The sequence below is a fragment of the Oxynema aestuarii AP17 genome (assembly GCF_012295525.1).
Lineage (GTDB): Bacteria > Cyanobacteriota > Cyanobacteriia > Cyanobacteriales > Laspinemataceae > Oxynema > Oxynema aestuarii.
In genome coordinates this window covers 3,602,982-3,625,505 of the sequence record NZ_CP051167.1, presented here as the reverse complement: position 1 = coordinate 3,625,505, position 22,524 = coordinate 3,602,982, and the positions used below count along the sequence as shown (strand labels likewise).

The window sequence follows — 22,524 nt, the reverse complement described above, 5'->3', positions numbered from 1 at the left end:
TGCGAGCTTCTAGCTCGCTGGTAAATTAGCGAGCTAGAAGCTCGCACCCCTGGATTCCTTCTTATCTATCTAGCTCACTAATCTGAGAAGCGCTAGATATGCATTTTAAATTAAAAAAGAAACCGCTTAGGTAAATTAGCGGTTTCTTTTTTATCTTCCACGATTTATTTTGCACGATCGCCGAGCAACTCTCGTGCAAACATTGGCTTTTCGAGTGAGAAAAAGAAAGGCTGTGAGTGAGATGATTTTTCTAATGTCCTAAAATTAAAGGGATCGCTGCTTACAGTCACCGTTATAAAATTTCTGCTCATGATTGCCAGTAAACCCTCACCCCGTCACTCAGACACTCAGATCCCTCGTGTGGGAATGTTGGCAACGGTTCGCAACCGGCGGGCGTTGGTGGTGTCGGTGGAACCGTTTGATGGGGGGATCGCCGGACGATTGCATCTGGTGGGGTTGGAATATACCGATATGGATGGCAATCGCGAAGATAAAGTCATCTGGGAACGGGAACTCAATGCCAGCTTGTTGGAACCCACCGCCTTGCCTCGGGTGGACGCAGAACCGCCGATGCAGGGGGAGGAGTTCGATGCCTTGCAACGGGCGGCGCGATGGACTGCCCTCTCTCCGTTTCTCAATAGCGATCGCCGCGAACCGTTAGAACCCCTGCCGTTTTCTGCCCCCTTATTCGGCGCGGTACAGGTGGAAGATTTTCAGTTAGTCCCCCTTTACAAAGCGTTGCGGATGCCGCGCATTTCCCTGCTGTTGGCCGATGATGTAGGATTGGGGAAAACGGTGGAAGCGGGTTTAATTTTAACCGAGTTGCTGTTGCGCCGTCGGATTCGTCGGGTGTTGATTTTATGTCCGGCAGCGTTGCGGAAGCAGTGGCAGCAGGAGATGAAGGCAAAGTTTTCCCTCTCTTTTGATGTGGTCGATCGCGCGGAGACTCACGCCATCCAAAAACGTCTCGGACTCGATGCCAACCCCTGGCGCACCTACCCGCGCATTATCACCTCCTATCACTATCTGCGCCAACCGGATGTCTTGGAACAGTTTCGCACCACCTTACGGCAACCGGAAGGATCGGCGAATTTGCCTTGGGATTTACTGATTGTTGATGAAGCGCATAATTTAATGCCTGCTAACTTCGGCGATGATAGCGATTTGTCGAAGATGTTGCGGTTTATTTCCCCTTGGTTTGAACATAAGTTATTTTTGACGGCGACCCCCCATAACGGTCATACCCGTTGCTTTTCTGGACTCTTGGAACAACTGGATCCGGTGCGATTTATGCAAACCGGGGAGATGGATGCGGCGCAACAGCAGCGCATTGAGGAGGTGGTGATTCGGCGTCTGAAGCGCGAGATTAACCAATTGGATGAAAATCGGGGAGAAATGCCGCGTTTTTGTCAGCGAATTCCGCAACCCGTTCCGTTATTTTTTGGGAAAGCAGAACGGCAATTGGGACGGGCATTTAGCGAGTTTAGGACGGCAGTGAAAGCGGCGATCGCAGATTCTAAAAAAACCGATCGCCTCGCCGGTTCGTTTGCGGTGGAGGTTCTCAATAAACGCTTGCTGTCTTGTCCCTATACTTTTGCTCAATCGTGGGTTCGCTTTCAAGAGGGGATTGCCGGAGTCGATGAGGCGGAGGTGTCCCAAGTTCAGGCGGCAAAACGGGCGATCGCAGAAGATATTGATGACGACTTGGAAACGGAGGGACGCATCCAGTATGCGGCGAAAACCACTGGCGCTTGGTTAAAACCGTTGGTTCCCGATCTCACAGCAGAAATTGCGGCGTTAGATAGTGCGTTGCAAGCGTTGGGATTGGTTGAGGGGGGACAGTTAGCGGATCCGGTGGAGGACGAACGCTTTTCCCGATTGTTGACCGCGATTAAGCAATATTTGCGGAATGGGAAGGAGTGGATACCGGAAGAACGCTTGGTGGTGTTTACCGAGTATAAAACCACGTTGGACTATCTCGATCGCCGTCTGAAAGCGGAGTTTCCAGGGGAACCGGAAGCGATTCGGGTATTGTATGGGGGGATGAGCGATCGCGATCGCGATGGAATCAAGCAAGCATTTAACGACCCTGCCGATCCCATCCGCATTTTAGTGGCGACGGACGCCGCATCAGAAGGGTTGAACTTACAGGAAACCGCACATTTAATCCTGCATTACGATATTCCCTGGAACCCGGCGCGACTGGATCAGCGCAACGGACGCTTGGATCGTCACGGACAAGCGCGGGATGTCATCGTGTTTCACTTTACCAGCGACGATGATGCGGATTTAAAATTTTTAGCTCACGTGGTGCAAAAAGTCAATACCATTCGCGAAGAATTGGGATCGATGGGGGAAGTGTTCGATGCGGCATTCCAGCGTCGGTTTATCGATTTTGAAGACAGCGATCGCGTGGTGAGAGGGTTGGATGAGGCGGTGGAGAAACAGCGAGGACGCGCCACCGTCCCGCGATCGCCTCACACTGACACGGGAAGCGATTGCGCGATCGCCTTGCAGGAGTTTGAAAAAGAACTCGACCTCACCCCAGAAACCTTGAAAAGCACCTTAGAAATTGCGATGGGTTTGGGTGTCGGTTTGCCGCGATTTGAAGGGCCGGATACCGAGGGTAAATTGCGGTTGCAGGTGCCGATCCCGCCGAAATGGGAACCGTTAGTGGATGATTATTTGCGTTTGGAAACCAATGGCGATCGCGGCGCACTTCCGGCCATCGTTTTCGACCCCAGTCATTTTATCCAATATCGCAACAATCGCCCGGTGTTTCGCGCCGCCAAAGATACGGCGTTGTTACATTTAGGTCATCCCATATTCTATCATGCCTTGGCCTTATTTGCAAGAGCTAGATTTCCCGGTGGCATCGATAATTTGCCGGTGAGTCGGTGGACGGTACGCTATGGGGAAGTGCCGGATAATGCCGATGCTTTATTGTTGTTGACGGTAGAAGAATTGGCGGTTAACGAGTTGCGCGAATCGTTCCATCATTGGGTGAGGACGTTGCGATTTCCCATCGTTGGGGAAGAGTTGGGGGAACAGTTGTCCCACGTTGCGCCAGTGGTGAAAGATTATCGCGATCGCTTGCCCGATGAGGCGGCGATTGAGACAGCGCAGGAGTTGTGGGACGCGATCGCCTTCGACTTGCGCGAGAAGGTGCAGCAAATCGCCCAGCAGCTAACCGAACAGTTACATCCAATTTTAAAAACTCAAAAAGCGGCTGGATTGGAGGAAGCGAAAAAGCGGTTTGAGTCTCGGATTAAGGAAGTGGAACGAGCGATGAAAGAGACGACCCTACAGAAACTTGAAAAAGAACGAGAGCGACTGCTGGCTGAAATGGAAAGGAATCCTTATTTATTTCCAGACTTGCAGCGAGAACAGGCGGAAAAGCTGCAAAATTTAGAAGATGAATTGAAACGACGACGCCATCAGTATCAAGGGTTATTAGACTTTTTGAAGAAAGAGCAAAACCGCACGGTAAAACATCTAATTCCCAAACGCCATACCCTGCGCGGAACCGCTCAAGTTTTTCCCGTAACTGTTGAAATTCGCTTGCCGGAGGTCTCTCGATGATTGCAACCCTATCCCCAACCTCAACCGATGAGAATTATGAATGGTGGTCTGCCTTAAAACATGGCGGGTTATTGGTTGCGCCATCGAAGTTACCGGAATTTTTTGACCGTACCCTTCCTCCCCTACCGGGTTATGTGGAGGACAGATTGCGCCGGGACGTGACTCAGTACGATCGCAGCGATCGCGATCGGTTCAATCGGTTGTGCGATACGGTATTGGAAGATGTCCTCTCCCTGTCAAAAGCGCAGTGGATAAAAGCAGTTGATAACCGTTGGACTCAACGCGCCATTACCGGAGAAGCAATCAAACCCAAACGGGTTTGGGTACATCCGCAGGGGATGGTGTTACCTCTGTTTGAGGCAGATGCCTCCCGGTTGGGAATTGGCAAAGGACGGCGGCAAGTCTCGCGAGTTATTGAATGGTTGCGGAAAGCAGAGTATAAAATTGCCTTACTCACCAATGGCAGACAGTGGCGGTTAATTCATGCCGGAGTGGATTATGATGCGTGGTGCGAGTGGGATATCGACCTGTGGTTTGAGGAAGGAAAACCGGGATTGCAGGTGATGGCATTGCGGTTATTATTGGGACGAGACGCCCTAGAACCCCCGCAGCCGAATGCGCCTTGTCAGTTAATCCAAGCAATTCAGGCATCCCGTCAAGTACAGGCGGAGTTATCCGGCGACTTGGGAGAACGGGTGAGAAAGGCGGTCGAGTTATTAATTCGCGAAACTGGGGTGGAGAGTGGAGATTCTCGGAGTGCGAGCGTCCCCGCTCGCTTGGAGCCTCACATCAGAGGGTATAATAATATTAGCGGGCAAGATGCCCGCACTCCAGGGAATAACGATCGAACCGCCGGGAGTGCGAGCGTCCCCGCTCGCTCGGATAATTTGAATAGCGTCCCCGCTCGCTTGGAGCCTGATAACATCAGTGGGGACCATCAGATTAGCGGGCAAGATGCCCGCACTCCAGGGAATAACGATCGAACCGCCGGGAGTGCGAGCGTCCCCGCTCGCTCGGATAATTTGAATAGCGTCCCCCCTCGCTTGGAGCCTGATAACATCAGTGGGGACCATCAGATTAGCGGGCAAGATGCCCGCACTCCAGGGAATAACGATGAAACCGCCAGGAGTGCGAGCGTCCCCGCTCGCTCGGATAATTTGAATAGCGTCCCCCCTCGCTTGGATCCTGATAACATCAGTGGGGACCATCAGATTAGCGGGCAAGATGCCCGCACTCCAGGGAATAACGATGAAACCGCCGGGAGTGCGAGCGTCCCCGCTCGCTCGGATAATTTGAATAGCGTCCCCCCTCGCTTGGAGCCTGATAACATCAGTGGGGACCATCAGATTAGCGGGCAAGATGCCCGCACTCCAGGGAATAACGATCGAACCGCCAGGAGTGCGAGCGTCCCCGCTCGCTCGGATAATTTGAATAGCGTCCCCCCTCGCTTGGATCCTGATAACATCAGTGGGGACCATCAGATTAGCGGGCAAGATGCCCGCACTCCAGGGAATAACGATGAAACCGCCGGGAGTGCGAGCGTCCCCGCTCGCTCGGATAATTTGAATAGCGTCCCCCCTCGCTTGGAGCCTGATAACATCAGTGGGGACCATCAGATTAGCGGGCAAGATGCCCGCACTCCAGGGAATAACGATGAAACCGCCGGGAGTGCGAGCGTCCCCGCTCGCTCGGATAATTTGAATAGCGTCCCCCCTCGCTTGGAGCCTGATAACATCAGTGGGGACCATCAGATTAGCGGGCAAGATGCCCGCACTCCAGGGAATAACGATCGAACCGCCAGGAGTGCGAGCGTCCCCGCTCGCTTGGATAATTTGAATAGCGTCCCCGCTCGCTTGGAGCCTCACATCAGAGGGCATAATAATATTAGCGGGCAAGATGCCCGCACTCCAGGGAATAACGATCGAACCGCCGGGAGTGCGAGCGTCCCCGCTCGCTCGGATAATTTGAATAGCGTCCCCCCTCGCTTGGAGCCTGATAACATCAGTGGGGACCATCAGATTAGCGGGCAAGATGCCCGCACTCCAGGGAATAACGATGAAACCGCCGGGAGTGCGAGCGTCCCCGCTCGCTCGGATAATTTGAATAGCGTCCCCCCTCGCTTGGAGCCTCACATCAGAGGGCATAATAATATTAGCGGGCAAGATGCCCGCACTCCAGGGAATAACGATGAAACCGCCAGGAGTGCGAGCGTCCCCGCTCGCATGAATAATATAGCAGTCCTAAATGATTCATGGAAGCTTTTTTTGTTATAATATACACGGAAGATTCTCAATATCAGACAGACCTCATGAATATCATAGACGAGCTAGATAATTTCATTGAAAATACCACAAATACCAAAGAAATGAAGAGAGCATTGGCAGCCAAAATGAAATTATCTGGTCAACCCTCTAAGAAAATTGAAGAAATATTAAATGTTTCTTCGAGCTTCGTTAGTCAATGGAAAAATAAAGCAATTTTTGAGGGTGTTGAGAGTTTGAATCTTCAATACAAAGGAAGTAAAGGCTATCTAAAACCGGAAGAAAAAACACAAATCACTTCATGGATAAGACAACAAGAGTATTTGAGATTGTCTGACTTAAAACGATATTTGCAGCAAGAATACAACGTGATTTATTCTTCAAATCAAAGTTATTATGACTTGCTGAAAGCGGCTGGCATGAGCTGGAAAAAGTCGCAAAAAAAGAATCCAGCCAAAGATGAAAAGCTAGTCAAAAAAAAAGAAGAAGAAATTCAAAAGAAGCTTAAGGACTGGGAAGAGGATATCAAAGCTGGAAAGCTTGCTGTGTTTATGATTGATGAATGTCATCTTCTTTGGGGAGACGTCTTGGGTTTTGTTTGGGGAAGAAAAGATATAAGAGTCGAAATTCCCATTAAAAACCAAAAAAGTCGCCAAAGTTATTATGGCGCTTTAGATTACCAAACTCATGAATTTATTCTTCAAGAATACCCGAAAGCCGATACCGACAATACCATTCAGTTTATACAATACTTACGAGAACAAAGACCGGGACAAAAATTAGCCATTTTTTGGGATGGTGCCAGGTATCACGACTCTCAACAATTTCGAGATTTTTTAAAAGAGCTAAATGAAGGCTTAGAAGAAGATGAATGGTTGATTACTTGTACGAAGTTTGCTCCGAATGCTCCCGAGCAAAATCCAGTTGAAGATATTTGGCTGCAAACTAAAAATTTCTTGAGAACATTTTATTTTTTATGTGATTCATTTAAAAGAGTTAAAGAGCTATTCAAGATATTTGCTGATGGCCAAGTTTTTGATTTCCCTAAGCTATATTCTTATGGATTTTTGCCACAAATGACTTAGGATTGCTATATTATCTCCCAGGGTAAAATCACCAACCGCGAGATTTACATCGCCGCCAACCGGGTGATTATGCGTTGCGTGGTGATTCTGTTTGCCGAAGCGCGAAACCTGTTACCTCGGGAAAATCCCATCTATCACGAATCTTATGGCATTCAAGGATTGCGCGAACTGCTGACGCGACAGGCAGGGGGACGCGCTGGGGAACGGTTGCGAAATAGTTTCAGCGCTTGGCCGCGATTGTTGTCCCTGTTTCGCTTAGTCTATAGCGGTTCGGCGCATCCAGAATTAATCGTACCGCGCTATGGGGGAAAATTATTCGTTCCTGGGGATAGTTTATCCTCGGATCCGATCGCCCGCGCTTTGGCAATCTTTGAAAATCCGGCGAACTCTCCCTCGGATGCGATGGTGTATCGGATGTTGGAATTGCTGACGCGCAGTAAAGTGAAAGTGCGTCAGGGACGGCGCAGTACCTGGGTGGAAGCGCCTGTAGACTTTTCGGGACTCTCTTCAGAGTATATCGGCATTCTCTATGAGGGATTATTGGATTTTGAATTGCGCCAAGTCGAGGCGGATAATCCCATCGTCTTTTTAAATTTAGGCGATCGCCCCGCTTTACCCCTGCAACGGTTGGAGGAAATGGACGATAAGGCGTTGAAAGCGTTGGTGGAGAAGTTGAAGCAAAAGGCGAAACCCTCTACCAGCGAAGATGAGGAGGAGAGTGACGACGACGCCGAGGCAGAAGCGGAGGAGTCTGAGGCGGAAGTGGATGAGGAAGAAGAAGACAGCGATACCGATGCAGACGCAGAGGCAGAAGACGGCGATCGCACCCTAGAATTGCGCCAACGGGCGACAAACTGGGCGATTCGGGCGGTGAAAGTCGGTTCCTTGGTGACAAAACCGAAAAGTAAGAAACGAGAGGCCCTGGCAGAATACGAAACTGCCGTGGAGACGATGGCAAAGCGCCTGATTTTAGAGGTATTGTTGCCGGGAGAATGGTTTTTAGTGCGTTGGGGAGGAACCCGCAAAGGATCGGGAACCTTCTACACCCGTCCCCAGTTGGCGGTTCCCACCGTTCGCCGCACCTTGTTACCCCTTGCTTACAATCCGCCGGTGGATGAGGCGCTTAACCCCGATGGGAAAGCATCTGCCGCGCAATGGCATCCGAAAACCCCCCAGGAAATCCTCGATGTGAAAGTCTGCGATCCGGCGTGCGGTTCCGGTTCCTTTTTAATTGCAGCATTGGGATTTTTAACTGATGCGCTTTATGAAAGTTTGTTCTATCACGGGTGGTTGAGGGAAGATCCGATAACCCAGCAAGTGCGAGTGGAAATCGCTGCTGATGCCATCCCCCAATGGTTTGCCGAATGCGTCAAAGATTTACCCTTGACATTAGAACATATAGGGAGGGAGCGAGACGCTCCCACTTCAGGGGAAGAAACCTCATTTTCTCGCCACAGATTAAAGCGGTATGTGGTGGAACGCTGTATTTATGGCGTGGATATTGACGCCTTGGCGGTGGAGTTGGCGCGGTTATCCCTGTGGGTGGAAACGATGGATAAAAGTTTGCCGTTTAGTTTCCTCGACCATAAGGTAAAATGTGGCAATTCTTTGGTGGGATGTTGGTTCGATCGCTTCCAAGATTATCCGGTGATGGCATGGGAACGGGACGCCGGAGATGCAAATCACGATAAATTCGTGCATCACTATCGGGAATATGTGGCGAAAAGTGGCAAGAAAAAGGGACAAGCACAGCAAAAAGGAGATAAGTGGACTCAGGGGATTAAAGATACCCGCAACAGTCGCGTCAAAGAGGAGTTAACCGCTTTACTGAAAACCTTAGACCCCAGTAAACCGATTATCGCTGACTTCGAGACCACCTTTCCCTTACCCAAACTACCCGAAGCGATTCACGATGAAGCAGTCGGGATATTCCTGGAATGGCACGATCTACCGATTGATTATGACTCGGAAGAGAAGAAAGAAAACGAATACGAGCAGAAATTCCGCCAAGATAAAGCGATTCAGCAGTTAAAACAAGCATTCGATAGTTGGTGCGCGGTGTGGTTTTGGCCGGGGGATGAGTTAGAGATTGCACCGACACCGCAGCACTTTTTCGATCCGACTCCGGAAATGGCGCAACGAGTGGCAGAATTGGCGCAACAGTATCAGTTTTTCCATTGGGAGTTAGAATTTCCCGATGTGTTTGCCGGGGTGAATGATGGATTTACCGCCATTGTGGGAAATCCCCCTTGGGAAACTTTACAACCCAATTCGATGGAATTTTTCTCAAATATCGACCCGCTTTATCGCACCTACGGCAAGCAGGAAGCGTTAGCGAAACAGGTAGAGTATTTTCAAAGTGACCCGCAAATCGAGAAAAGCTGGTTGTTGTATTGCGACAACCTGAAGGCGCTATCGAATTGGACGAAAAATGTGGGATTTCCGTTTGGAGATCCGGAAGAGGACGGCGGCAAGTTCAGTTTATCGAGATCGAGTAAAGAAACCGAGTTATTGCATGACTTGTGGCGTCAGCGTCGCCAGCAGCATATCGGATATGCGGATAAGCGTCACCCGTTCCGCTATCAAGGTGAAGGAAAACCCTATACTCAAAAATTATTTGCTGAGTTAGGACATATTTTGCTCAAAGATGGCGGACGGTTAAGTTTAATCGTTCCCTCTGGACTGTACAGCGATAAGGGTGCAGGAGATTTACGAAACTTATTTTTAAATTGCTGTCAGTGGACGCACCTTTATGCGTTCCAAAATGAGCGGTTTGTGTTTAAAGATATCGACCATCGCAATAAGATGGTGATGTTTACGGTTGTCAAGGGAGGAAGTACCGATGCGATCGCCACTCGCTTTCGGTTAGGACCCGGCGACTCTCCCACCGCGCAAGAATTGGAAACGGATATTTTAGGCGATCGCAACTATCTCTCGGTTCCCGCCAGCGAAATTCGCAAATTCAGTCCCAACACCGGCGCATTGCTAGAAATTAGAAGCGATCGCGACTTAGCAATCTTAGAGAAAATGTACGATAACGGCGTCTTGTTAGGGGATGACAGTCCCGAAGGGTGGGGGATTCAGTATCGCCAAGGTGATTTTAACATGACCAGCGACTCGAAATTATTCCCACCCCGTCCCCAGTGGGAAGCAAAAGGATATCGCGCCGACGAATACGGACATTGGTTAAAAGGCAACTGGCAACCCTATGACGGTTCCCCCTCCATTTTGCAGCGTCCCGAAGGGCTAATTTTATCCGTTGATGGCACTAGCGCCATTCACGTCGATGAGGTAGAAGACGTGGCGCTACCGTTGTATCAGGGGATTATGATACATCAGTTTGATTTTTCTCCTAAAGGTTGGATAAGTGGAACCGGAGTTAGAGCAATTTGGGAAGAAATTACTTGGGAGCATAAATCAATCCGCCCGCAATATCTAATTACAGCAAAAGATGCGTATGGAAAACCTCGAATGATTCGAGGCACTAAACCATCAGTACGAAGAGTTGCTCGGAATACAGATTATAGAACTACTATCTGTGGATTAGTCCCTGATATGCCTTGCGGAGACAAAGCTTCAATTTTTGCACCCATTCAACATATTGCGACTCTAGCTTTACCTGCTTACTTAAATAGTTATGCTTTTGATTCTGTTGTTAGAAGTAGAGTGGGTGGAACTCAGCTAGACTATCATATTGCCGCAGAAATACCTACCGCTTGTGGTTCCGCAAGTGAAAACAACCAGTTACTAGCAATTAAAGTTTTACAATTAAATGGTGCTTATACTCTATTTGCAGAAGATTGGATAAAATTAAGAACAAAATTTGCCAATACCCATAAGATTATCGCTCGCTCTTGGTATCAACTCTGGGCCATCACCCCTCACGAACGCCTGCGCCTGCGCTGTATCCTCGATGCAGTGGTTGCCGAACTCTACGGATTGGATATCGAAGACTTCACCTGGATATTGCGAGACTGCGATTATCCTGCCGCACAAGTCTGCGATAATGCTTTTGCACGCACCCTAGAACCCAAAGGATTTTGGCGGGTTGACAAAGACAAAGATCCGGAATTGCGACACACCGTCTTATCCCAAATCGCCTTCCACGAACTCAAACGCCTCGGTTTAGAACCCTTCCTCAACCTCAATGACGGGGAAGGGTGGATGCTACCCGACACCGTGAGATTGGCAGACTATGGATTGGGACATGACCCCCGCGCCGAAGAACCCCAACCCGTCGCCGCCAGACTCGGCGACAGATTCCTCCCCTGGCAACTCGAAGGAACCATCGAAGACTCCTGGCAAGAATGCGAGAGACACGCCGACAACCTGCGCCGCCTCCTCGGAGACACCCCGCAAACCTTTAATCAAGAAAATAACACCACCAACGACACCCCCGACACTCCGCGCAAAACCGAAAAACTCCCCAGCGACCCCGATTATGTCCCGCCAACCGATAGGTTTGGCAATCCCCTCAACGTCGATTTATTTGGCAACATCATCGAACCCAAATCAAAACGGAAAAAACAATAAATCCGAGGAGTAATTCACCCATAGCGTTTCTCAGATTGGTTAGGTAGATAGATAAGAATGGATCCAGGAGTGCGAGCTTCTAGCTCGCTAGTCAATTAGCGTTTCTTGTAGCTCGCACTCCTCAAAAAAATTATCGCATCTTTGCGAGAACCGCTATATCACCCCAAAAACCATCACCCAAAACATGAACCATGACCCAAACCCTCCCAGAAACCCCCCCATTGGTGTTGCAAATGTCTCCCGCCATAGAGATGACAGACCAGCAATTTTTTACCTTTTGCCAGCAAAACCGGGATTATCGCATCGAACGCACCGCCACTGGAGAAATTACCATCATCTCCCCCACAGGTTCCGAAACCGGAAACCGGAACTTTGATTTAATCCTCCAATTCGGAATCTGGACCAAACAAAACCAAACCGGGATCGGGTTTGATTCCTCCACCGGGTTTACCCTTCCCAACGGCGCCATCCGTTCCTCCGACGTCGCCTGGATAAAACGAGAACGATGGAACGCACTCACCCCAGAACAAAAACAAACCTTCGCCCCCATCTGCCCCGATTTTGTCGTCGAACTGCGTTCCCCCAGCGACAATCTAAAAACCTTACAAGACAAACTGCAAGAATATATCGAGAATGGCGTTTCCCTCGGTTGGTTAATCGACCGCAAAGAGCGCAAAGTTTATATTTATCGTCCCGATAGAGCTGTGGAATGTTTAGAGAATCCAGCCACCGTAAGCGCTGAGGATATTTTACCAGGGTTTGTCTTGAATTTATCGACAATTTGGTAATGGCAACAACCCCCTTAGCCACGCCAGATGATTGAGTGACCCAGCTTTATTAACAATCCGGCAAACTTTCAGACATCAGTAGGGACACGGCATTACCGCATCATTACAAGTGATGTATCTCCACGAACCTTTCAGAAAAATAGTATTACATCCCCAAAAATAAGGATATTTTATTATCAAAATATAGATAAAATTCACGTTATAAAGTCAACTTCAAGCTCTTTAAATTTGCTTAAGTTTCGTCAAGAAGTTTGAATAAAAAATCAAAAATCGAGTAAAATAAGAAAGTATTAACAGCCAAGTTACATGTGCTGTTCTGAGAGAGGATCGCCGATCTATGCCTACTGCTCGTCAAGTTATAGCACTTCTAAAAAGCCATATAGAAGGCGAAGAGCAGCAGTTTTATTCTGCCGCCCTCCAAATTGCAGCGCATGAAGCCAGACAGGGACATGGAAAACTTGCGTTAGAAATCCGAGATCTGATTAATGAAGCGAAAAATCGCCAGTCTGCAATAGAACCCAAACCGGGTTTAATTCCCCTCGTTCAACCCAAAGGCGAATTAGCCAATTTACTCTCGGCACGATATCCAGATACTAAACTGACGGATATGGTACTTTCCTCCGAACTGGAGTTGAGATTAAAACGGATTATCACAGAACAAAAGCAGCGAAATCGCCTGCAAGAGTATAACTTGTCTCCTCGTCGCAAGATTCTGCTAGTCGGTCCCCCCGGTTCGGGGAAAACCATGACTGCTGCTGCATTAGCGGGGGAATTGCAACTACCTCTATTCACAGCAATTTACAGTAGTTTGATTGGCAAATTTATGGGAGAAACAGCCAGCAGACTGCAATTAATTTTTGATGCCATGTCAGCGACAAGGGGGGTTTACTTTTTCGACGAATTCGATGCTATTGGAACTCAGCGTAATAGCAGTAATGATGTTGGGGAAATTCGCCGAGTTTTAAATTCTTTTTTGCTTTTTATTGACAGCGATACTAGCGAGAGTTTAATTCTAGCTGCAACGAATCATCCCAACTTACTTGATGAAGCTTTATTTCGGAGATTTGATGATGTTATAGAATATGATTTTCCCTCAAACGAAATGATTCAAACGCTTCTCGAAAATAGACTGGTTTTATTTGAAATAGCCTGGAATGATTGGTCGGAAATTCTAAGTATTGCACGAGATTTAAGTTTAGCAGATTTGGTTCGCGCAGCAGATGAGGCAGCAAAACAGGCTGTGTTATCCAACAGCGATCGTATCCACAAAGAGAACTTAGTGTATGCTATTTTAGAAAGGAAAAATATTACCACTCAACGTTCGCTAACAGCATCCTCATAGCATGGTTGAAAAATCCAGGCAGTTTCCTCATATCTACGTGCCAGAAAAAGGCAAGAATGAAGCCTATAAAAGACCTCCGCAAGGCGGTGGTTCCAAATCTCCTCCCGAACGAGATAGAAAAGAACACGCCCAATTTTTAGAACAGGCGATCGATCGCGCAATTCAGGAAGCGCGTCAGCAAATCAAGTCTCGCAATTCTAATGTAGCGGTTGGAGTTCCAGGATTTTACCTAGAATTTCAACTTAAAGCTGAAGAAACGGCTGCATTAAAATCCCTAGAAAACCGTCAAAAAAAGATTGAACTGGTTGCGGTTAGTCAACTGCCCGAACAACAAGATATGGTTCGAGCGACTGTTTTCGTGCCAGAGTCCGCCGCCAACTACTTCCTCAAAAAGATTGAAGAGTATCGAGACGAAGATACCAAGAAAAATAAGCCAAAAAATGAGGCACTCATTGCGCGATTAGAAGGAGTGGACATTGGAACCGTTCAATCCCTATTTACAGATGAACCGGCCTTATTCCCACAAGACAATCGAGAAATATGGTGGGAAGTTTGGCTCCGAAAAGGCAAAAAAGAAGGATTTGAGCAAGTCGCTACAATACTCGATGTCAGAATAAACTCTCATACGTTGTCTTTCCCTGAACGCGAGATTGTTCTTGCAATGTGCAACGTTGAAGCAATGGCGCAAATTATCAAAAACTCTGATGCTGTAGCAGAATTGCGACTTGCCAAAGATACACCCTCGTTCTTTCTGGAAATGAGAACGCGAGAACAAGATGAATGGGTGGAAGATTTAGCTGCACGATTGCTTGAACCCGGAAAACACGCCGTATCGATCTGCCTCTTAGACAGTGGCGTAGTGCAACGTCACCCGCTACTTTCCCCAGGACTCGCTCAAAATGATATGCATACTGTAGAACCCTCGTGGGGGGTTAATGATAGTCCGCAGTGGCAGGGTCACGGAACAGCAATGGCGGGTTTATGCTTGTATTCTGACTCCCTGATGGATTTTTTAGCAACCTCTGAACCAGTGAAACTGTTACACCGTTTAGAATCGGTTAAAATACTACCTAATTCTGGAGGAAATAAGCCGGAGCTTTATGGTGCAATAACAGAGCAAGGGATTTCCTTACCTGAAATTCACGAACCGACCCGCCGTCGAGTATTGTGCATGGCAGTCACGAGCGAAACCCTCTCTAACCATAGAGGAACGCCATCATCTTGGTCTGCAGCAATAGATCGACTGTGCTTCAACGATGGCGATTTCCGGCGACTGATGGTTATATCTGCAGGTAATATTCGTCAAGATATCCCTGTAACGAATTACCTGGATATTAACGATACTGAACCCATAGAAAATCCCGGACAAGCGTGGAATCCTCTTGTTGTGGGTGCTTATACGGAAAAAATTAATATTATTGACCCTAACTATCAGGGTTGGCAAACCGTAGCACCTGGAGGCGATCTTTCTCCTCGAAGTCGGACATCCGTCACATGGGAAACTCAATGGCCGATTCGCCCGGATGTTGTTTTTGAAGGGGGAAATATGGCCTGGGATGGTCAAAATCCAGGGGAGTCTATTAACGATCTGTGTCTGCTCACCACTCATTATCGCCCGAATCTGAGAATGTTCGATCGCATAAGCGATACCAGTTCTGCAACTGCTCTCGCCAGTTATATGGCAGCACGTATCATGTCAGAACATCCCAATTATCGTCCAGAAACGGTACGCGCACTGATTGTCCATTCCGCTGAATGGACTCCAGCAATGCAGAAGCATTTCAATGGTGCGTCTTCTAAAACATCTAGATGCAATCTTGTAAGACGCTATGGTTACGGCGTTCCCGATTTAGGCCGTGCGCTTCAAAGTGCTAAAAACGATTTAACTTTAATTATTGAAGATGAAATTCAGCCGTTTTATTTAGAGGTAAATAGCGTTAAGCTAAAAGAAATGAAGCTTCACCAACTGCCCTGGCCACAGGAAAAACTAGAAGAATTAGGAGAGGCCAACGTAGAGCTAAAGATTACTCTCTCCTACTTTATAGAACCCAATCCCGGAGAGCGAGGATGGGCTTATCGCCACCGTTATGCTTCGCATGGATTGCGGTTTCAGGTCAAAGGTTCTCTGGAAAGCGATCGGGATTTCAGGTGGCGAATCAATCAAGCTGTGAGAGAAGAAGAGGAAGACAACCCCGTTTCAAATCATTCTGACAATGAAAAATGGTTTTTGGGACCGAAGGCCAGAGATGTTGGTTCTATACATTCGGACGTTTGGTATGGCACGGCAGTTGAGTTGGCGCAGAAAGATGCGATCGCCGTCTATCCAGTGGGGGGATGGTGGAAAGAGAAGAAATATTTAGACCGTTACGAGGCAATATCGTCCTATTCCTTAATTGTTTCCATTCGAGTCCCGGAAGTTGACGTTGACATTTACACGCCAGTGTATAATTTAGTCAGTACAGTTGTTCCGATTGATATCTAAACTCCCACGCGACAAAACGACATTTTTATGACGAATAGGGGAAGGGGGACTGAAATCGTTAGTACGAACTCAAAACTCCTATTGTTCTCTAAAGCCTAAAACTCATGCTCAACCCTATCCTCTACACCGAAAAAATTGTCAGCGACTTCCTCAAATACCAACTGACGGCCTATCCCTTCGCTGACTCCCACCTCTACGAACAGATGCGGGGACTCCTCAACCTGGAAAAAACTCGCCACACTCCCTTATTTAAAGGCCCTTATATCAGTCTTTCCCGCAGTTTCCGTGAAGGTGCCAAAATTTCCACCCTGGTGAAAGAAGGTCTCCTCCACCCGCATTTAACCCAAATTGCCGCCTATCCCACTCTCTACGGTCATCAAGAAACGGCAATTCGTGCCATTCTCAACAGCAATCCCACCCTCGTCTCCACAGGAACGGGTTCCGGCAAAACCGAATGTTTCCTCTATCCGATAATTTCCCATTGTTTGGACTTGCGGGATGAAAATGCACCGCCGGGAATTGTCGCCGTTATCGTTTATCCGATGAATGCGCTGGCAGAAGACCAACTGGGACGCTTGCGAGAACTTCTCTGCGGTAGTGGTATCAGTTTTGGGATGTATGTCGGCAAAACGCCGGAAAAAACTGCTGCCGCTACGGGACAACGCCTCAAACCGGGTGCCTCTCGCCTCGACTATCAAAAGGCACTGAAAAAATCCCAACAGGAAAAACAATCTTATGCGATTTATCCCCCAGAAGAACGGGTTTCTCGCGAAGAAATGCGGAAAAATCCGCCGCGCATTCTCCTCACCAACGTCAACCAATTGGAACTCCTCCTCACCCGAGGACGGGATGTGGAATTGTTCGATCGCGCCAGATTGGATTATCTGGTGTTTGATGAAGCACATACCTTCTCAGGTGCTGCCGGTGCAGAAACTGCCTGTCTGATCCGTCGCCTGCGATCGTTTTGCGGCAAAAGTGCTGGGGAAACCACCTGCATCGCCACCTCCGCCACCATTGCCGATCCGGAACAAGGATTAAATGCGGGAAAAGATTTCGCCGTCCGATTCTTCGGGATTGATGCCGATCGCGCGATCTTGGTTCGGGAAGAATACCAACAGGATGACTGGCAACCTCACCGCCAGTTGCCGCCACCCCTCTCCGGCAATCCGGCAGTCCAATTGCGAAACGTCTTGGATGCGTTGGACAATTATAGCAATAGCGAGCAAGATGCTCGCACTCCCCCAGGGGTGGGAGCGTCTCGCTCCCAATCTTTTGACAGCAGCGAGCAAGATGCTCGCACCCCCCCAGAAGTGGGAGCGTCTCGCTCCCAATCTTTTGACAGCAGCGAGCAAGATGCTCGCACTCCCCCAGGGGTGGGAGCGTCTCGCTCCCTGGAGAATCAATCTCGCTCCCTGGAGAATCAATCTCGCTCCCAATCTTTTGACAGCAGCGAGCAAGATGCTCGCACTCCCCCAGAAGTGGGAGCGTCTCGCTCCCTGGAGAATCAATCTCGCTCCCTGGAGAATCAATCTCGCTCCCAATCTTTTGACAGCAGCGAGCAAGATGCTCGCACCCCCCCAGAAGTGGGAGCGTCTCGCTCCCTGGAGAATCAATCTCGCTCCCAATCTTTTGACAGCAGCGAGCAAGATGCTCGCACTCCCCCAGAAGTGGGAGCGTCTCGCTCCCAATCTTTTGACAGCAGCGAGCAAGATGCTCGCACCCCCCCAGAAGTGGGAGCGTCTCGCTCCCTGGAGAATCAATCTCGCTCCCTGGAGAATCAATCTCGCTCCCTGGAGAATCAATTATTAGTGGCAGTGTTTCAAGGGATGACGGGGGAAGCGCTTGACGTCAAAAACTGGCAGGAAAGTCTCTACAACTGCCTTGCTGCCAACGAACTGGTTTACCAAATCGCCGATGCGCTGAAAAAACCCCGCCTGCTTCCCGAACTGGTTGGCGACTTGCAACGCCGCAGCGATCGCCCGATTTCCGAGGAAGAAATTTTAGCGTGGTTGGCGTTAGGTGCCTCCTCTCGCAAAGATAACCGGCCCTTACTGCGTCCGGTGATACATGGATTCATTCGCGGCGTCGGTGGCGCAGTCGTGACCTTTCCCTCCGGTCAAACTCGTCCCCAACTGTGGTTGTCGGCGGAAGATGCTGTCGGTGAAAGTGGTGGAGATGGATTGTTTCGGTTGCCAGTCACCACCTGTACCACCTGCGGACAGCATTATTTTAGCCATCACGTCGGCGATTTTAAGTTTTTCGACAAACAACCGGAAGGGGGACAACTCACCGAACATCGGGTTATCTGGAAACCTCTCAGTTCCGAACGAGGAGGCGATCGCGTCATCCTCTTGGATAAACTCGTTACCGATGACGAGAATATTGAAGACTACACAGACGATTTTCTATCGTCTCATAGCAGCGAGCAAGATGCTCGCACTACGGGGGTGGGAGCGTCTCGCTCCCTATCTTCTCATAGCCGCGAACGTCAATATCCCAATTCCACCGTCCCCCTCTATTTTTGCCGACACTGCGGCACCTTGCACGATCTATTCTGCGATCGCTGTCGCGGTTGCGGTCATCCCGGAGGACTCATCGAACTGTTGGCGGTTCGCCAAAAATCCAAATACCCCGGCAAACTGAGCAGTTGCGTCACCTGTCAGGCATTGGGACGCCACGGCGTCGGCGGATATCGCGAACCGACTCGACCCGTTCGCGCCGTCACCGTTTCAGACGTTCACGTTTTGGCACAAAATGCCATCCATTATGCCGAACGCCGTCGCCTGCTCATCTTTGCCGATAACCGCCAAGATGCCGCCTTTCAGTCCGGTTGGATGCGCGATCGCGCCAGACGCTACCGCCTGCGAAGTTTAATGTACGATCGCATCCAACAAAGCGAAGTCTCGATCGGCGACCTCACCGCCTATCTCGATGACTTATTAGATGATGATGACGAACTCTCTCGCACCTTAATCCCCGAAGTTTGGGACGTGGAACGCAAAGAAGCGGCGGGACAAAAACACCGACAAGAACGCAAATATTTCCTCAGAATCGCCGTTCTGCGAGAAATTGCCACCGGCGTCAAACAACGCATCGGGTTAGAACCCTGGGGACGGATGAAAATCCACTATTTAGGACTAACTCCCGATCTCGAATTTATTCAAAAATGGGCCACTTTCTTGCGAGTTTCTCCCGAAGAACTCATCGAAGGAATTGCCTCCTTACTCGATGTCTCCCGACGCGGCAATATTTTATTCGACCCCGAAGGACGAATTTTCTCGCGATTCTGGAAAGAAGGCGATCGCGAAATTCAGCGCGGGTATCTCCCCTTACTCCAAGGTGTCCCCAAAGGATTGAAACTGCAACGAGACCCGGCAGACAATGCCAATCGCGTGCAGCAGTGGTTAAGTGCTAAAGGCGATACTCTAGCGCGACAAGCGGCAAGAAATTGGGGAATCCATAAAGATAGCATTGCCGAATTTTACGAAGAACTTTGGGAATTACTCACCGAACAGCTTAAAATTCTCGTCCAAGTTCCGCTACTGAGTTCGCGCAACCAACCTCTCAGAGGATGTAACGGCGTCTATCAAATTGATGCCGATAAAATCCGACTGACGTCTCACCAAGGGATTTATCGCTGTCAAATTTGCCGCCGCAGTCACATTCGACCCACACCGAAATTGACCTGTATGGCGTGGCGTTGTTCGGGAACTTTGGAATATGAAGAAGAAAATGCCGACAATTACGATTTGATGGTACTCGACCAACAGTTTACCACCCTTCGAGCCAGAGAGCATTCGGCACAAGTTCCCGCGAAGGAACGCGAAATTTTAGAACGATTGTTTAAAGGCGATGGGGAATATGTGAATACCTTGGTTTGTACCCCCACCTTAGAGATGGGAGTGGATATCGGGGGACTGGATGCAGTGTTGATGCGAAACGTTCCCCCCCTCCCCGCCAACTACTGGCAACGCGCCGGACGCGCTGGCAGACGGCATCGGATGGCAGTCAATCTCACCTATGCGCGGCAAGCGAGTCACGATCGCGCCTATTTTAACGACCCGATGAAACTGCTCAATGGTGCGATCGCGCCACCGCGTTTCAACCTCCGCAATCCCCTGATGGTGGAAAAGCACGTTCACGCCACCGTGTTAACGGTTTTGCATCAACTGCGACGCGGGGAAGGAAATTTAACAAAAGGCGATCGCGAAGAAATTGCCGATATCCTGAAAACCTGTTTCCCCACCCAAGTCAAACCTTATCTATTCGATGAAAACGGTAACGTTCGGCAAGTCCCCCTATCCGTAGACCGCCTCAGTCACCTGATTGCCAAAACCGAACCGATTTTATCGGAAAAAGTCGCACAAGTATTCGCACAACAGTGGCCGACAGAAAGCGTCGGAGTCGTCACCCCTGCCAAACTGCGCGACTACATTCTCAACACCGGCGATCGCCTTGCGGAAGTTATCGATCGCCTGTGGAAGCGCCTGCAATGGTCATTAAACCAAATGGCGCGACTGGATGCGGTTCGCCAGCGCAAGGGAACCTTAGACCCGGATGAGGAAGCGTTACGCCAACGCTGCGATCGCCTCGTCAAAAAACTCAAAGGCATTCAATCCCGCCGCAAACGGGAAAGCGAAGGATATGACGACATCAATACTTACAGCGTCCTCGCCGCCGAAGGATTTCTCCCCGGTTACGGATTAGAAGTCGGTTCGGTTTTGGGAGTCGCGCAAGTCCCGCGTCACCTGATGGGAATCTCTGACTTTGAACTGCCGCGACCTTCGGCCACTGCCTTGCGCGAATACGTTCCCGGTAACTTAATTTATGCCAACGGTCATCGCTTCGTGCCGCGATTCTACCATTTAGAACCGCAACAGCAACTCACCTTGTTTCAAGTAGACGTTACCAATGAAGCGATCGCCGAGGTGGGAGTTTCTAGGGCAACCCCCAGCAGTTTAAGTATTGCGTCCCTTCGCGCGGTTCCCATCTGCGATGTAGACCTCCCCCATCAATCGCACATTAGCGATGAAGAAGACTACCGCTTCCAGATGGCAGTCTCGATCGTCGGTTCGGAACAAAATCGGCATAGTGGTGGAAAAGCTTATCAGTGGGGACAAAAAACGGCGTTGTTGCGCCAAGGGGTACACCTACGCTTGGTGAATGTTGGCGCGGCGAATTGGAGTGGGAGCGTCTCGCTCCCTTATAATAATTTGGGATATCCAGTTTGTACGGTTTGCGGTCAAACGCGATCGCCACTCTCTTCCGATGGCGATCGCGCCAAGTTTGCCGAAGATCATGCGGAACGTTGCGGTCAACCCGTAGAACCCACTGGATTTTTTGCCGATATTGTCGTGGATGTCTTAACCATCCAAGACTGCGCCAACCGCCAGGAAGCATATAGCATTGCCGAAGCGTTACGATTTGGCGCGGCCAATATTTTAGAGATGGAATTGGACGATTTGCAAGTATTGGCGATCGCCTATCCCGGCCAAGAAAAAGTAGATGCGATGCTGTACGATCCGATGCCGGGAGGGTCGGGACTGCTAGATCGAATCTGCGATCGCTGGATCGATGTCACCTCTGCCGCTTTAGAAGTCACCGTCCGCTGTCCGGCAGTGTGCGATACCGCCTGCATTGACTGTTTGTTTACCTATCGCAATTCCTACTATCACCGCCACCTCAACCGTCACCTCGCCACCGAAAAAATTAACGAATGGGGACATGAGTTACAGTTCGGTCACGACATTCCCCCGAAACTTCCCAACGTGGAAGAAACCTCTGGAGAAAAACCCGTCAACAATCCCGAGACGATTCTGCGGGATATGTTGCAACGCGCCAGTTTTCCCACTCCAGCAGCACAGTATGCCATTGATTTAGGCAGACCCTTGGGAACCACCACTCCCGATTTTTTTTATGAAGACCCAACAGAACGATTTGAGGGAATCTGCATTTATCTCGATGGCATGAGTCGGCATTTGCATGGCGACCCAGATCGGCAAAAGCGCGATCGAGATATTCGCGAACAACTGCGCTATGAAGGGTATGAAGTCATCGAAATTCCGGTGGGTAATTTAAGCGATCGAGGCGCAATGGCGAAAGTCTTCTTCCGCTTAGGTCAAATTTTACTGGGGAAAGCACAAGCAAAAACCCTAAGAGACAACCCGGAAAGTTGGTTTGAGGTGGCGAGTTCTGAGGCGTCAGCAGCAGTCAATCCGGGGTAAGCTGTTTCTTTTTTTAGTAAAAATAGACAAAGATATAGAGTTTCCATTCAATTAGTTTCCCCAGCGAGTGGGGACTCATCCAATCCGGAGTACAAAACCGGGAGAAACTCTTTGAGGAGGTTTCCATTCAATTAGTTTCCCCAGCGAGTGGGGACTTAGAATGATACGGATGGAATATTGATAAGTTATTGTTTCCATTCAATTAGTTTCCCCAGCGAGTGGGGACT

The 22,524-nt window shown here is 49.3% G+C and carries 8 protein-coding genes and 1 CRISPR repeat array (1 of these 9 cut by a window edge); all 8 genes read left to right on the top strand.

The genetic code is table 11. The features are described from left to right. The first annotated feature begins 309 nt into the window (after window positions 1-309). The 8 genes from drmD (at window position 310) to HCG48_RS14665 (ending at window position 22,297) form a co-directional block, all read left to right on the top strand. A complete protein-coding gene (drmD, locus tag HCG48_RS14705) occupies window positions 310-3,582 on the top strand; it encodes a DISARM system SNF2-like helicase DrmD (RefSeq protein WP_210437039.1) in 3,273 nt (1,090 codons plus the stop codon). Then, window positions 3,579-5,855 carry a hypothetical protein gene (locus HCG48_RS14700; RefSeq protein WP_168569830.1) on the top strand — a complete coding sequence of 759 codons (2,277 nt, stop codon included), beginning with the start codon at window positions 3,579-3,581 and terminating at the stop codon, window positions 5,853-5,855. Before drmD ends, HCG48_RS14700 begins: the two co-directional genes overlap by 4 nt. A gap of 35 nt (window positions 5,856-5,890) precedes the next feature. Next, on the top strand, window positions 5,891-6,928 hold the full coding sequence (locus HCG48_RS14695; protein ID WP_168571816.1) for an IS630 family transposase: 1,038 nt from the start codon (window positions 5,891-5,893) through the stop codon (window positions 6,926-6,928). Between the two features lie 69 nt (window positions 6,929-6,997). Continuing rightward, the gene (locus tag HCG48_RS14690; RefSeq protein WP_246260126.1) at window positions 6,998-11,461 is read left to right on the top strand and encodes an Eco57I restriction-modification methylase domain-containing protein; all 4,464 of its coding nucleotides are present in this window, start codon (window positions 6,998-7,000) and stop codon (window positions 11,459-11,461) included. A 191-nt stretch (window positions 11,462-11,652) separates the two neighbouring features. Continuing rightward, window positions 11,653-12,249, top strand: coding sequence for a Uma2 family endonuclease (locus HCG48_RS14685; RefSeq protein ID WP_168569828.1), 597 nt, complete (start codon window positions 11,653-11,655; stop codon window positions 12,247-12,249). 337 nt (window positions 12,250-12,586) lie between these two features. After that, the gene (locus HCG48_RS14680; RefSeq protein WP_168569827.1) at window positions 12,587-13,591 is read left to right on the top strand and encodes an AAA family ATPase; all 1,005 of its coding nucleotides are present in this window, start codon (window positions 12,587-12,589) and stop codon (window positions 13,589-13,591) included. Between the two features lies 1 nt (window position 13,592). Beyond that, the gene (locus tag HCG48_RS14675; RefSeq protein ID WP_168569826.1) at window positions 13,593-16,073 is read left to right on the top strand and encodes a S8 family peptidase; all 2,481 of its coding nucleotides are present in this window, start codon (window positions 13,593-13,595) and stop codon (window positions 16,071-16,073) included. A gap of 104 nt (window positions 16,074-16,177) precedes the next feature. Beyond that, window positions 16,178-22,297, top strand: coding sequence for a DEAD/DEAH box helicase (locus HCG48_RS14665; protein WP_210437038.1), 6,120 nt, complete (start codon window positions 16,178-16,180; stop codon window positions 22,295-22,297). Window positions 22,298-22,336: 39 nt separating this feature from the next. Then, window positions 22,337-22,524: a CRISPR direct-repeat array (repeat unit 36 nt; unit sequence GTTTCCATTCAATTAGTTTCCCCAGCGAGTGGGGAC) (it continues 1,902 nt past the right edge of the window).

Coding starts and splice junctions, on each gene's coding strand:
- HCG48_RS14700 (WP_168569830.1), top strand. CDS start 3,579: ATGATTGCAACCCTATCCCCAACCTCAACCGATGAGAATTATGAATGG.
- HCG48_RS14685 (WP_168569828.1), top strand. CDS start 11,653: ATGACCCAAACCCTCCCAGAAACCCCCCCATTGGTGTTGCAAATGTCT.
- HCG48_RS14675 (WP_168569826.1), top strand. CDS start 13,593: ATGGTTGAAAAATCCAGGCAGTTTCCTCATATCTACGTGCCAGAAAAA.
- HCG48_RS14690 (WP_246260126.1), top strand. CDS start 6,998: ATGCGTTGCGTGGTGATTCTGTTTGCCGAAGCGCGAAACCTGTTACCT.
- HCG48_RS14680 (WP_168569827.1), top strand. CDS start 12,587: ATGCCTACTGCTCGTCAAGTTATAGCACTTCTAAAAAGCCATATAGAA.
- HCG48_RS14695 (WP_168571816.1), top strand. CDS start 5,891: ATGAATATCATAGACGAGCTAGATAATTTCATTGAAAATACCACAAAT.
- drmD (WP_210437039.1), top strand. CDS start 310: ATGATTGCCAGTAAACCCTCACCCCGTCACTCAGACACTCAGATCCCT.
- HCG48_RS14665 (WP_210437038.1), top strand. CDS start 16,178: ATGCTCAACCCTATCCTCTACACCGAAAAAATTGTCAGCGACTTCCTC.